A 12,678-nucleotide genomic window follows, 5' to 3' on the forward strand; every position below is an offset into this window, starting at 1 on the left:
ATGAGCCCAATGATCATGTTTAACCAGGTCAACAAATGGTACGGCGCGTATCAGGCGCTGACCGACCTGAGTGCCGAAATCAATACCGGTGAAGTGGTGGTGGTGTGCGGTCCTTCCGGGTCGGGGAAATCCACCTTGATCCGCACCGTTAATCGCCTGGAACCGATTGATAATGGCCAGATCGTGTTTGATGGCACCGACATTCACGGCAGCAGTACACGCCTCAACCATCTACGCACTCGCATTGGATTTGTGTTTCAGAGCTTCAACCTGTTCCCCCACGTCTCGGTGGCAGAGAACATCATGATGTCACCCATGAAAGTATTGGGCGTGAAGCGTGCCGAAGCGCGTAAACAAGCGGGTGAGTTGCTGGAGCGCGTTGGCTTATCACACAAAGCAGACGCCTATCCGGCGCAGTTGTCTGGCGGCCAGCAGCAGCGCGTGGCGATTGCACGTGCGCTGGCAATGAAGCCGCCGGTGATGCTGTTTGATGAACCGACCTCGGCACTCGATCCTGAAATGGTCGGTGAAGTGTTATCGGTGATGCGCAGCCTGGCGCAGGAAGGGATGACGATGATGTGCGTGACGCACGAGATGAATTTCGCGCGTGAAGTGGCGGACACCATCTGGTTTATGGATCAGGGGCAAATTCTGGAAAAATCGACACCAGAGAAGTTCTTCACCCAACCGCAGCACCCACGTGCGCAGCGCTTCCTGAGCGATTTGCGTTCGCATTGATGCATCCCGGTCGGCAGAGCCGCCGACCGGTTTGTTGACTTCATCTCAATCAGCAATCCACCCACACCGCACCGGCATCCGCTGACTTCACGCACTGCTCTACCCAACGCACGCCCATCAATCCGGCATGCACATCCGGATACCAGAAGTCAGCCAGAAACGCCTCATCTCCACGATCGGTGGCATCCATCGCCAGCGCAAAACGGCGATAGAGATTCGACCAGGCTTCAAACAACCCTTCCGGATGGCCGCCGCCGATACGGTCGTCAGCCAGCGCACTTTTGTGCAGATAGCCCATACCACGCTCCAGAATCTGCAGCGGCTCGCCCTGCACTTCATAGCGCAATTGGTTTGGTTGCTCATCCCACCACTCCAGACTGGCCTTCTCACCAATCACCCGCACTTTCTGGCCGTGCATCGAGCCACAGTTCACCGCCGAGGCCCACATGGTGCCAACGGCGCCGTTGTCGTACTCCATCATCACAAAGGCGTTATCTTCCAGCGGCGCACGGGTTTTCACGAAGCTCTGGCGGCTACACAACAGACGTTTCACCTGCAGTTTCGGCACCATGGTTTCGGCGATAAACAGCGGGTGCGTCGCCAGATCGCCCAGCACATAGCTGGGGCCAACAAAGCGTGGATCGACGCGCCACCTGGTGCTTTCGTTTTGCAGTTCGACCGCTTCGTTATGGAAACCGTGCGCGAACTGCATGTTGATAATGCGGATTTCACCCAGCAGCCCTTCTGCGATCATCTCGCGCGCCTGATGGATCAGCTGATGTCCGGCATAACCGTAGGTGACGCCGATGATCTTTTTCTTCTCGGCGCAGAGTTTTTCCAGCTCGTCCGCTTCTTCGGTGGTGAAGCACAGCGGCTTCTCACACACCACATGCAGACCGGCATTGAGTGCCGCACGGCAAATGGTGAAGTGGGTATTGTTCGGCGTGGCAATCGAAACGGCTTCGATGCCGTCTGCACGCGCCGCTTCCGCCGCAAACATCGTTTCGTAATCCGGATAGCAGCGATCCGCGTCGACGCCCAGTGATACGCCAAACGCACGACCGCGTTCGGCGTTAAGATCAAATGCGCCCGCCTGCAACACAAAGTTGCCATCACGCAGTGCCGATGAACGATGGATGTAGCCAATCTGACTGGTACCGCCGCCGCCCACCATGCCCCAGCGCAGTGAACGTTCCAGAGCTTTAATGCCGTTAATCATGATGATCTCCTCAGAATCCGACCGATTGCAGGTAGTGAAGGCTGGCAGTGACGTCGCGCAGGCTAGTGTCGGCGTTGCGCGGATCGCGCTCCTGCTCGATGGTGATCCAGCCCTGATAGTTGCGCTCAGCGAGAAACGCGCGCACTGCCGGATAATCAATCGCGCCTTTGCCAATCGGGCACATCACCCCTTCGGCGCAGGCGGCAAAGAAGTCCACGCCACGCGCAATCACATCGCGCCAGACTGCGTCATTCACATCTTTAAAATGCAGGTAATCGATGCGATCCCAGTAACGGCTCAGATAAGGGATCGGATCCATACCGGAGTAGTAGAGATGCCCGGTGTCGAGACACAAACCGGCTACCTCGTGTGGAATGTCCTGCACCAGTTGCTCCAGCTCGTCGGCGAACTCAATGCAGCCGCCCGCATGCGGATGGATCACCGCGCGCACGCCATACTCATCCCAGGCAATCTGGCTCAGGGTGGTGATGTGCTGCATCATGCGCTGCCACTCTTCGCTGGAGAGTCGCGGCGCTTTATCAGACTGCCCGGCAAATCTGGCACGCTCAGGGTTACCGAAATCGATAATCACCAGGTAAGGTGCGGGCAGATTATCCGCGTGGGTTTTTTCGGCAGTAGGAACCTGCGACAGGTTGCGACAGATGTTGTGTGTCAGTTCAACCATCGCCGGAAAATTGGCTTCGCTGACCAGATCGTCAAAGATCGTGCCCGCCACCAGCGAAAGCTGATGGGCTTCCAGCTGGTGACGCAGTTCAGCGGCATCGGTCGGCAGATAGGTCCACGGACCCAGCTCAATGCTTTTGTATCCGGCCTGAGCGGCTTCCGACAGGACTTTCTGCCAGGGTGGCAGGAAAGGGTTTTTAGGATCGTCGACACCCCAGCTGCAGGGCGCATTAGCAATGTGAATCGTCATGATCGTTCCTTGCGGTGTTGGATAGCGCAAGTATCAAATAAAAATTTCACCCACAGCAATCATGAAACATTCATTTTTTGATAGCGATCATGTTATATTTCATCATTAAAATGATAGATAATTTATCAAATTCATAGCTGGCGCCACTTTCAGGCCAACCACTCAAGTACTGCCAACGCATTCCCGGTCAGCCAGCCTGAGAGCGAATCAGGCTGACGCTTCTCATCGCGTCGCCAGATTTCGGTGCTTAGAGGCTAAAGATTCTCACGCGTGATGATCTCAAACGGCAGCGTGACCTGAGAGAAATGCTCCCCTGATTCGACAGTTTGTTGAGTCGTGCGGACAAATTGCCGCACCATTTCCTCAATTTCATGGCGAATCATCACGGTGATTGTGCCGTCAATCAGTGCCAGTTCGCCCTCTTTCACCGGGCCGTGACAGATTAACGCCACCTTGCGCTGCGGCTGCTGGCGTAACGCATGAATCACGCCTTCAATACCGCCACAGGGCGCGTAGATTAAGGCGAGATCGGCATGCTCTTCCAGCAACTGACGCGTGGCGTGATAGCCGCCATCAATCGACTCATGGGTTTTCAGCGGCTCTAATACGCGTCGGGTGCTGTCCTGCTCGCGCAGATAGGAGCGGAAGCTGATTTCGCAGCTCTCCTGACAGGTAAAACGATGGTCGCCCACCAGCACGCCCATCGATCCCGGCTGATGCAGCAAATGCGAGGCCATCCAACCGGCAGTGCGTCCGGCTTTCTGATTATCCAACCCGAAATAGCCCGCATGTCCGCAGGGCGAGAAGTTGGAGAACAGGGCGTAAACCCGCACGCCCTGGCGTGAAATCTGTTCGATGGCGTGGCGGATCAGTGGGTGATCCAGCGCGACTAAGCCAATCACATCCACCTCTTGCGCCAGCTTATGCAGCGAGGCCACCACAGCTGCCACATCATCAATGTCATGCCAGTAAAACCGTGGCTCACTGCCCGCAGGATGCAACGGTTGCGTCTGTTGCCTGAGGGCATCTGTCAGCGAGTGATAGAACGAATACGATTTTGATAGCAGTACAAACCCCATGCGCAGCGTTACGTGCGCGGACTGCGACTCAGCGCTGAAAGGCACAACCGGCGCCATGCGATAACCCAGTCGGTTGGCAGCTTCCAACACCTTCTGCTCGGTGGCCGCTCGAACCGGAGCCCGCCGATTCAGTACCCGATCCACCGTGGCGACGCCAACGCCAGCCGCATTGGCGATAGCGTTCATGGTGATTTTGCTCATCAACAGATTCCAGTTTGATAGTAAGTTATCAAAATAATGCCCGAAATGGACCGGGAGTGCGAAGACATTGCGGAGTAAATCGTCATCAAATCTCAATATTTGATAGAGAATCTCTCAGTAATTTGATCGTTATCGCAAAAATGAAATGATCCATTTCATTAAATTACCTACCGGAATAAATGTTTGATATTTTCCTGTTCGAGGACAGAGGTGAGGGCTGATGGATTTGCATCAGTAAATCCATAGAGGCGGCGGTCGCGCCTTTCTATAGTGAAAGCGATCTGCCTTATCGGCTCCCGGCACATGAACGACTCAATAATAACGGAGATGATATGTTCCCTCAGACCCTACCTGCACCTCGCCGTCCCCTTAAAAACCAGATCCCCGCGCTGCGCTGGGGCATTGTTGGACCCGGCTGGATCGCCGACCACTTTGCCAATGCGTTGCGTCATCATACTCAGCAACAGCTGGTGGCCGTATCGTCACGCAGTCTGGAGAAAGCACAAGCTTTTGCCAGCAAATGGGATATCCCGCACGCCGTTGAAGGCCTTGACGCACTGCTGAGCCGCCAGGACATTGATGTGGTGTATATCGCCACACCGCACAATCATCACTTCCCTGATGGGCTACGCACGCTGCAAGCGGGCAAACATGTGTTGATTGAGAAGCCGCTGGCGCTCAATGCACAGCAGGCGTTGCAGTTGCAGCAGGAAGCGCACAAACAACAACGCTTGTGCGTGGAAGCGATGTGGTGTGATTTTGCGCCGAAATACGATGTGATCCGTCAATTACTGGCCGATGGCGCATTAGGAGATGTTCATACATTGATCGCCGATCATGGTGAATATTTCACCCAGGATCACCGCATTTTCAATCTCGATCTGGCGGGCGGGCCGATGCTGGATCTCGGCAGCTATTTGATCGGCTTCAGCGTGCTGGTCGGCGGCGCACCCGACAGCATTGTGGCGCAAGGCCAGCCTGCACCTGGCGGTGTGAATGGGCAAACATCAATGCTGCTGACCCACGGCAACGGCATGCACTCAGTGCTCAACACCACGCTGTTCAGCAACACACCGGGCACCGCCGTGATCGCCGGTCGTGATGCCACGCTTTATCTCGACGGCCAGTTCTATGCGCCGGGCAATTTCCGTCTCACCTCCAGCGATGGCCGCCATACGCTGCGCTGGGAAGAACCGACTAATCGCTATATTCAGCTCTGTCATGAAATCGAACATACCGCCTGGTGTATCCATCAGGGGCTGCTTGATTCGCCTGTCCGTCCGCTGGCCACCTCACTGGCCACGCTGCACGCCATGGATGAAGTCAGGAAGCAGATCGGTGTGGTGTTTAATGAAGAGCGCACCGCTTAACGATCAGGAGAACAACATGAAAATCGCTTTTGATGTGGATGTCATCAGAGAAATGGGCATCACGCGCATGGTGCATCAGGTGGCCGAATGGGGTTACAAGTACATCGAACAATCGCCCCATCCACAGATCAATCCGTTTTATAAACACCCGAAAGCCAGCCGGGAAATCATGCGCGAATACAAAAATGCGCTGAATGCCACTGGCGTGGAAATCTCATCGTTTATCACGGTTTATCGCTGGTCAGGCCCGGACGAGTTGCGTCGTCAGGCGGCGGTGAAGAACTGGAAACGCATGATCGAGATCGCCGTCGAGATGGGGGTGCAGGTGATCAATACCGAACTCTCAGGCAATCCGAACGAGCCGGAGATTTGTGAAGAGATGTTCTATCGCTCGATGGATGAGTTACTGCCGATTATCGAACGTGAAGGTATCCGCGTCGAAATTCAGGCACATCCGTGGGATTTCTGCGAACAAAGCAACGAAACGGCAGATATCGTGAAATCGTTCCGCAGCGATAACGTCAAATACATCTATAGCGCACCGCACACCTTCTACTACGACAAAGGCGTGGGCGATGTGAAAAACATGCTGCACTACGCGGGCGACGATCTGTCGCATATGTTGATTGCCGATACCATGAACCACACCAAGCACTGCCGCTATATCGTCAACCCACCGGGTGTCGACGCCACCATCCACCAGCACGTGGCGGTGGGTGAAGGGGAAGTGAACTTCGATGCGCTGTTTGAAGCGCTGCGCGAGATGGATTTCGCCAACCGCACCTATAAAGTCGGGGGGGAGTCGATTATCTCGGCGGCGTTGTTTGGCTATCCTGAGAAGATGAAATATCAAGCGGTGGAAACACGTGAATTAATTGAGCGTGAGCTGCTGAAATAGACCCGGCCCACGACTCTTTCCCCCCCTCTCTCATCGTGAGAGGGGGAATACATCGTGCCAGTGCTCAACACATGGGCTGAATGGAAGATTCTTTCCACCAACAAGCACTCCCGCCTACGAGAGTGCGTTGGATTAGATTGCCACCCTCTCCACTTCTGTAAATTCACCTCGCGTCAGCGATAACTGTGCCGCCTCGGCAATCGCCTGCGCGCGCAGACCGTCGATCAATCCCGGCAGCCCTTCGATTTTCTCTCCGCCGATGTGGCGTACAAAAGCATCCAGATGGGTGTAGTAGGTCTCTTTCACCCGACTAAACCAGTCTGCATACAAGCCGGGCTGAGTGATGCCTTTGCCCTGATAAAGTGTGGCACCCCGCGCTGACTGGCTCTCTGAAGCCAGCATCCCTTCACTGCCCATCACGCTGATGCGTTCGTCGTAGCCGTAAGCCGTGCGGCGCGTGTTATCCAATTGCGCCAGCGCGCCCTGCTGCATGCGCATGATCAGCACCGAAGTATCGACATCAAAATCACGGATCTCCGGCATCGCCAGTGCGGCACCGAGTGCGCCAACGGTGCTGACTTCATCTTCTGTCAGCCAGCGCAACAGATCAAAAAAGTGGATCGCCTGATCGCGCATTTGGCCGCCAGAAGCTTGCAGATAACTGATCGGCGGTAATTCTGACGCGCGGCACACCATCTGAATCAGCTCAGTGCGGCCAATCAGACCCTGTTTGAGCTGGGATTTAAGTTGCTGATGGCTGTGGTCAAAACGACGGTTAAAGCCGACGGTAACAGGAACCTGCACCGGAGAGATTTTTTCCACGACTTCCCGCGCGCGCTGCAACGACAGGTCGATCGGTTTCTCGCAGTACACCGCTTTGCCCGCCAGCACCGCCTGCTCCAGCAGTTCGGCATGGGTTGGCGTAGCGCTGGCGATCAGCACCGCGTCGATCCCATCACTGCTCAGCGCCTGCTGCACGCTGGCCGCTTTTGCGCCATAGCGCTGTGCCACCGCTTCGGCACGCGACGCATCGATATCACACACCAGCGCCAGCTCAACGCCGGGATGCGCTGCCAGGTTGGCAGCGTGCACCTGGCCGATAAATCCACTGCCAATCAAGGCAAAACGTTGCGGAGTCCGCATTTTAACGCTCCTTTTGTTCACACTTCGGAATAGCCGATGTTGTCAAAATAGCGCTTTCTGGCAGGCTAGCTGTACGCGGTTTTTGATGGAATTACCTCAGATGAAAGCACTGACGCTGGCGGAGCTGGCGAAGCAAGTAGGCGTGGGCGTGGCCACGGTTGATCGGGTACTCAACGATCGCGGTGGTGTGTCTCCGGCGATGACAAAAAAAATTCTGCAGGCGGCGCGGGATGCGGGTTTAAAGCGTATTTTGCCAGAGGAGCATCGCCATAGCTGGCAGATCGAAGTGCTGCTCAGCGGCAACGGCTCGTTCTTCTTTCAGCAACTGGCACAGGACTTTGCCCGACTAGCTGATGAACTGGGCTATCGTCGCCTGCGCCTGCATCGCACGCTGATCCCGGAAAACGCCCCCGAGAAGCTGGCGGCACACATTGCGGCCAGCAGTAAGAAAATGGATGCGCTGATCGTTTTCGCCCATGAAAATCCGCTGATTTATGATGCCTTAGCGGCGTGTCAGGCACGCGGCGTACCGGTGATCACCATGGTCACAGATCTGCCCAATGCGGCACGCCTGTGTCATGTCGGTATCGATCAATATAAAGCCGGGCGCACCGCTGGATTGATGCTCGGCAGCATGATCAATGCACCGGGCGATGTGGTGCTGGTGAGTGGCCGCGCGGATTATTCGGCACATCGTCAGCGTATTGAAGGTTTTCAAACCGTGCTGGCAGAACGGTTTCCACAGCTCAGGTTACGGGAAATTCTGGCTGGGCAGGATGAACGCGATCGCATTAGCCGCCTGCTGGAGAAAACCCTGGCCGGATCGCAAAATATCGTCGGGCTCTACAACACCGGCCTCGGCAATACGCAGATTCACGAAGCGCTGGCGCGCCATCGACTCGGCGGCAAAGTGGTGTACGTGACGCATGAACTTTATGCCACCACGCGCCAGCTTTTTGAGAAGCGCGTGCTGACGCTAACACTCGATCAAAACACCCTGCGCCATGCTCAGCTGGCGTTGACATTGTTGCTAAAACATCTCGAAGAGGGTGAACAGCCTGACACCTACCAGTCCGGCAAAGTGGACTTTATGCTGTTTACGCAAGAGAACTTCGCATAATCACACTTTGCATCTCACCGCCAGCGCGGTTAAATCGCCTTCATCTGTCGCTGCTACACTCAGTAGCAGCAAAAAACGCAATCACAACAAGGCGAAATCATTATGTCGGAAAATCAGTATCAGCCCGCGAAAGTCTGGACCTGGGACCCGGAAGCCAAAGGTAACGGCGCAAAAACCAACCGTCCGTTCGCCGGGCCGACGCATGAGAAGACCCTGCCGGTGGGCAAACATCCGCTGCAGCTCTATTCACTGGGGACGCCAAACGGCCAGAAGGTCACCATCCTGCTGGAAGAGTTGCTGGCCGTCGGGGCTAAAGAAGCCGAATACGATGCCTGGCTGATTCGCATCGGTGATGGCGATCAGTTCTCCAGCGGTTTCGTTGACGTGAACCCGAACTCCAAAATTCCGGCGCTGAGTGACCACTCAGTGACGCCACCGCTGCGCGTGTTCGAATCAGGCAACATCCTGCTGTATCTGGCCGAGAAATTTGGTCACTTCATCCCGGCGGATATCGCGGGCCGTACCGAAACCCTGAACTGGTTGTTCTGGCTGCAGGGCTCTGCACCTTATCTTGGCGGCGGCTACGGCCACTTCTATTTCTACGCGCCTGAGAAAATCGAGTACGCCGTCAACCGCTTCACGCTGGAAGCCAAGCGTCAGCTGGATGTGCTGGATCGTCAGCTCGCCAATAACCGTTTCCTCGCCGGTGAGGAATACACCATCGCCGATATCGCCACCTGGCCGTGGTACGGCAACCTGGTGCTGAACAACATCTATGGCGGCGGCGAGTTCCTTGATGTGCAGTCGTACAAAAACGTGGTGCGCTGGGCTAAAGAGATCGCTGAGCGTCCAGCGGTGATTCGGGGTCGCAAAGTGAATAAGGCATTTGGTGCCGAACCACAGGATCAACTGCTGGAACGCCACGATGCCTCTGATTTCGATACCAACACCGAAGACAAACGTCAGGCGCGAGGAGAGCAGTAATGGCCGCTTATGTGGTGATGATTAAAGACGAAACGCTGGATAAAGATGAGCTGGCGACATACGCGCAGAAAGCCGGTGAGGCACGCGGCGATCATCAGATCACGCCGCTGGCATTTTATGGCGATCTTGAAGTGCTGGAAGGCCGTGAGGCGGAAGGCGTAGTGGTGCTGGAATTTGCGGATATTGATGCAGCAAAAGCCTGGTATCACAGCCCGGCGTATCAGGAAGCGAAAGCCCATCGGGTCAAAGGCGCGAACTATCGCGTGTTACTGGTCAAGGGTGTGGCTTAATCTGCCAACAGGGGCGCACTTCAATCGGTGCGCCCTGCCAGCCAGAGAGGTCGAGATTTGCTCGTCTCGCCGATCAATCCAGTCTGAATAGCGCAATCGCCTGCTGCAACCGATTCGCCTGCTGTTGCTGCTGATGCGCCACCTGCAAGGTTTCCGCCACGTGCTGAACGTTGTGATGCACGCTGTGATCGATGCTGTTGATGCTCTGCTGAATCTGCTCGATGCTCAAATTCTGCTGTTCACTCATCTCAGACAACTCGGTGACCAGTTGTGACAATCCGCTGATGCTGCTGTGAATATCACGCATGGTCTGTGCAGCATGTTCAATCTGCACGGTGCCATGTTCGGTGCTCAGGCTGCTGGCATCCATCAGTTGGCGAATTTCGCGGGCAGCATTCTCGCTGCGCATCGCCAGATTGCGCACTTCGTTTGCCACCACGGCAAAACCACGCCCCTGACTGCCGGCGCGCGCCGCTTCTACCGAAGCATTCAGAGAAAGAATATTGGTCTGGAAAGCGATGCCGTCGATCAATGCTAAAATCACTTTCACCCGCTGTGACTCTTCGCTGATTTTCGCCATTGAGCTCATCGCCGACTGGATATTTTCCTCTCCGTGCGTGGCCACCGCACGTGCATCCCGCGCGAGTTCGCTTGCACTCTGTGCTTTGTCACGCGTTAAGCTGGCAGCAATGCTGATTTCCGTCATCGCACTGGCCGCGACTTCCAGTGCCTGCGCCTGTTCATCGGTGCGGGTCGACAGTTCAGCGTTGCGTTGCAATATACTTTCAGACTCCGTCAACAAGGCGCTCACGCCGAGACTCACCTGATGAAGCGTGCCATGCATGGTGCCCAACGTGGTACTGAAGGTGCGGGCGAACGGGCTTTCACTCTGCTGGCTATCCGCATTCAGCGTCAGATATCCGGCCTGCCGGTTGATCTGTGATGCCAGCTCTGCCACTTCGCTTGCCGAACGTGCATCGGCGGCCATCTGACGCGCAATCACCAGCAAGATGGCGGTCTGCGCCACCACAAACAGGGCATGAAACACCACCATGTCCCAGCCCGGATGATGGAACACCACCACGCCGAAAAGATCGTTTTCCTGCAGATAATTAAACAGAATGTGATGCGTAGCCGCTGCCGCCGCGCCCATGATCAGTGGACGGATGTCGCGCCACGCCAGCAGCACCGACATCAACACAAATACCGAGAAGTGATATTCGGTTTCACCACCGCCGAGTTGAATCAGTAAACCTGCCCAGCCGATCAACAGGGCTGAGAGCACCAACCTTGAAGTCAGCGTGCCGCGCAGGACGGTGCCAAAGAAGGTCGACAGCAGTGCCAACGCAAGGCCAGCAATCAGCGCTACGGTTAAACTGTCATTCATCCACCCAACGCCGAGCACAATCGGCCACAATCCCCAGTTGAGGATCACCGCAAGGCTATCTGCGCGCTGTGCAATACGTCGCAGCGAAACCATCTCCACCGGCGCGGCATCCGGGCCTGACAAGGGCGTTGCGATCATGGCAATTTTCCATACCAGAGGTTGATTAAGATGCCCAAACGTCAGGGCAAAATGCTCAGACTGAGTGGTGAAATTATCGGCGCGTTAATGGGAAAGTTTAGGACCGTGAATAATTGAAAGAGAAGGATGTGAGCAGGTTCATGTGAGAGTGATGCGTGGTCCACGCAGAACAGGCGCCACCGAGGGCGCCTGTCGCTGACGTCGAATTACTTTGCAGCAAACTGCGCGTAGTTTTCCGGAGTGATGGTCTGATACGGCACCCAGTTGTACTCCTGCACTTTCTGTTTATCCAGCAGTGCCTTCGTCACCTGTACTGCACCGGTTGCCTGACCTTTAGCGTCCTGGAAAATGGTCAGTGTCATCTTGCCGTTCTTCACAAACTGCTGTCCATCAGGCGTGCCATCGATTCCCGCGACCAGAATCTTTTCATTTTTCGCCTGACTGAGCGCCATGATGGCACCAATCGCCATTTCATCATTGTTAGCGGCAATCGCATCGATCGGACGCTGGTTCAGCAACCAACTCGATACCACATCCACGGCTTCATTGCGCTGCCACCTGGCGGTCTGCTTCTCAATCACTTTCATGTCTTTATATTTGGCGATCACCGCTTCGACCGCACGGGTGCGCTCGCGCGCCTCTTCATTGGACAGTGCGCCCATCAGAATCGCCACATTGCCTTTGTAATTCATCTTCTTCGCTAACGCTTCCATCTGCATTTCGCCGCCCAATGCAGAGTCAGAACCCACATAAGCCATGTCGCCCGGCAGTTTCACTTCTGGCTTACGATTGACGAAAATCAGCGGGATATTGGCGTTTTTCGCGGCGGTGATCATCGGCAACACGCCCTGCGTATCGACGGGATTAAGGATGATGGCGTCCACGCCCTGGTTAATAAAATCATCAACCTGCTGTACTTGCAGTGCCACATCTCCTTTGGCATCCACGAACTGGCCGTTGAGCTGATTGGCTTTTAGTTCTGCCTGCATCTGCGTACGCAGAATCGAGACAAAGTTAAGGTCGAAGTTGGCCAGCGCAACGCCGACGGTGAAGGTTTTCGCACTGACGCTCAAACTCAGCAGCAGCGAGCACAGACAAAGCACGATGTTTCGGATGTTCATGAGGTGATTCCTGTAGGTTGAGGTTTTATTGTTATGACGCCGGGCAACAGGCAAAT

Annotated in this window: 12 protein-coding genes; 6 read left to right on the top strand and 6 right to left on the bottom strand. The window is 55.4% G+C overall.

Features of this window, described 5'->3' with window-relative positions:
• Nucleotides 1-738, top strand: a complete 738-nt coding sequence (locus F3J37_RS13360; protein ID WP_045816006.1) for an amino acid ABC transporter ATP-binding protein — start codon at nt 1-3, stop codon at nt 736-738.
• Between the two features lie 49 nt (nt 739-787).
• Here F3J37_RS13360 and F3J37_RS13365 read toward each other — a convergent pair whose 3' ends face one another.
• The 3 genes from F3J37_RS13365 to F3J37_RS13375 all read right to left on the bottom strand — a co-directional run bounded on the left by F3J37_RS13365 (nt 788) and on the right by F3J37_RS13375 (nt 4,171).
• Nucleotides 788-1,957, bottom strand: a complete 1,170-nt coding sequence (locus tag F3J37_RS13365) for a Gfo/Idh/MocA family protein (protein ID WP_166933818.1) — start codon at nt 1,955-1,957, stop codon at nt 788-790.
• A 10-nt stretch (nt 1,958-1,967) separates the two neighbouring features.
• On the bottom strand, nt 1,968-2,891 hold the full coding sequence (locus F3J37_RS13370) for a TIM barrel protein (protein WP_166933820.1): 924 nt from the start codon (nt 2,889-2,891) through the stop codon (nt 1,968-1,970).
• Nucleotides 2,892-3,145: 254 nt separating this feature from the next.
• A complete protein-coding gene (locus tag F3J37_RS13375; protein WP_166933822.1) occupies nt 3,146-4,171 on the bottom strand; it encodes a LacI family DNA-binding transcriptional regulator in 1,026 nt (341 codons plus the stop codon).
• A 332-nt stretch (nt 4,172-4,503) separates the two neighbouring features.
• Here F3J37_RS13375 and F3J37_RS13380 point away from each other — a divergent pair, with 332 nt between their 5' ends.
• Together F3J37_RS13380 and F3J37_RS13385 are read left to right on the top strand one after the other, a co-directional pair.
• Nucleotides 4,504-5,541: a Gfo/Idh/MocA family protein gene (locus F3J37_RS13380; RefSeq protein WP_166933823.1), complete on the top strand. Its 1,038-nt coding sequence runs from the start codon at nt 4,504-4,506 to the stop codon at nt 5,539-5,541.
• Between the two features lie 16 nt (nt 5,542-5,557).
• A complete protein-coding gene (locus tag F3J37_RS13385) occupies nt 5,558-6,439 on the top strand; it encodes a sugar phosphate isomerase/epimerase family protein (protein ID WP_034827178.1) in 882 nt (293 codons plus the stop codon).
• 132 nt (nt 6,440-6,571) lie between these two features.
• Here F3J37_RS13385 and F3J37_RS13390 read toward each other — a convergent pair whose 3' ends face one another.
• Nucleotides 6,572-7,582: a Gfo/Idh/MocA family oxidoreductase gene (locus F3J37_RS13390; protein WP_166933825.1), complete on the bottom strand. Its 1,011-nt coding sequence runs from the start codon at nt 7,580-7,582 to the stop codon at nt 6,572-6,574.
• Nucleotides 7,583-7,682: 100 nt separating this feature from the next.
• On the opposite strand from F3J37_RS13390, the gene F3J37_RS13395 reads away from it, so the two are divergent.
• The 3 genes from F3J37_RS13395 (at nt 7,683) to F3J37_RS13405 (ending at nt 9,976) form a co-directional block, all read left to right on the top strand.
• Nucleotides 7,683-8,702 carry a LacI family DNA-binding transcriptional regulator gene (locus F3J37_RS13395; protein ID WP_166933827.1) on the top strand — a complete coding sequence of 340 codons (1,020 nt, stop codon included), beginning with the start codon at nt 7,683-7,685 and terminating at the stop codon, nt 8,700-8,702.
• A gap of 102 nt (nt 8,703-8,804) precedes the next feature.
• The gene (gene yghU / locus F3J37_RS13400; protein ID WP_038643540.1) at nt 8,805-9,686 is read left to right on the top strand and encodes a glutathione-dependent disulfide-bond oxidoreductase; all 882 of its coding nucleotides are present in this window, start codon (nt 8,805-8,807) and stop codon (nt 9,684-9,686) included.
• Nucleotides 9,686-9,976: a DUF1330 domain-containing protein gene (locus F3J37_RS13405; protein ID WP_034826742.1), complete on the top strand. Its 291-nt coding sequence runs from the start codon at nt 9,686-9,688 to the stop codon at nt 9,974-9,976. The genes yghU and F3J37_RS13405 overlap by 1 nt, the downstream gene beginning before the upstream one ends.
• Nucleotides 9,977-10,049: 73 nt before the next feature.
• Here F3J37_RS13405 and F3J37_RS13410 read toward each other — a convergent pair whose 3' ends face one another.
• Nucleotides 10,050-11,501: a methyl-accepting chemotaxis protein gene (locus F3J37_RS13410; protein ID WP_166933829.1), complete on the bottom strand. Its 1,452-nt coding sequence runs from the start codon at nt 11,499-11,501 to the stop codon at nt 10,050-10,052.
• 206 nt (nt 11,502-11,707) lie between these two features.
• Complete coding sequence (locus F3J37_RS13415) at nt 11,708-12,622, bottom strand: substrate-binding domain-containing protein (RefSeq protein ID WP_166933831.1); 915 nt, start codon at nt 12,620-12,622, stop codon at nt 11,708-11,710.
• Nucleotides 12,623-12,678: the final 56 nt, after the last annotated feature.

This window comes from Candidatus Pantoea communis, assembly GCF_011752685.1.
Taxonomy (GTDB): domain Bacteria; phylum Pseudomonadota; class Gammaproteobacteria; order Enterobacterales; family Enterobacteriaceae; genus Pantoea; species Pantoea communis.

Coding starts and splice junctions, on each gene's coding strand:
- yghU (WP_038643540.1), top strand. CDS start 8,805: ATGTCGGAAAATCAGTATCAGCCCGCGAAAGTCTGGACCTGGGACCCG.
- F3J37_RS13415 (WP_166933831.1), bottom strand. CDS start 12,622: ATGAACATCCGAAACATCGTGCTTTGTCTGTGCTCGCTGCTGCTGAGT.
- F3J37_RS13360 (WP_045816006.1), top strand. CDS start 1: ATGAGCCCAATGATCATGTTTAACCAGGTCAACAAATGGTACGGCGCG.
- F3J37_RS13405 (WP_034826742.1), top strand. CDS start 9,686: ATGGCCGCTTATGTGGTGATGATTAAAGACGAAACGCTGGATAAAGAT.
- F3J37_RS13370 (WP_166933820.1), bottom strand. CDS start 2,891: ATGACGATTCACATTGCTAATGCGCCCTGCAGCTGGGGTGTCGACGAT.
- F3J37_RS13385 (WP_034827178.1), top strand. CDS start 5,558: ATGAAAATCGCTTTTGATGTGGATGTCATCAGAGAAATGGGCATCACG.
- F3J37_RS13410 (WP_166933829.1), bottom strand. CDS start 11,501: ATGATCGCAACGCCCTTGTCAGGCCCGGATGCCGCGCCGGTGGAGATG.
- F3J37_RS13375 (WP_166933822.1), bottom strand. CDS start 4,171: ATGAGCAAAATCACCATGAACGCTATCGCCAATGCGGCTGGCGTTGGC.
- F3J37_RS13380 (WP_166933823.1), top strand. CDS start 4,504: ATGTTCCCTCAGACCCTACCTGCACCTCGCCGTCCCCTTAAAAACCAG.
- F3J37_RS13395 (WP_166933827.1), top strand. CDS start 7,683: ATGAAAGCACTGACGCTGGCGGAGCTGGCGAAGCAAGTAGGCGTGGGC.
- F3J37_RS13390 (WP_166933825.1), bottom strand. CDS start 7,582: ATGCGGACTCCGCAACGTTTTGCCTTGATTGGCAGTGGATTTATCGGC.
- F3J37_RS13365 (WP_166933818.1), bottom strand. CDS start 1,957: ATGATTAACGGCATTAAAGCTCTGGAACGTTCACTGCGCTGGGGCATG.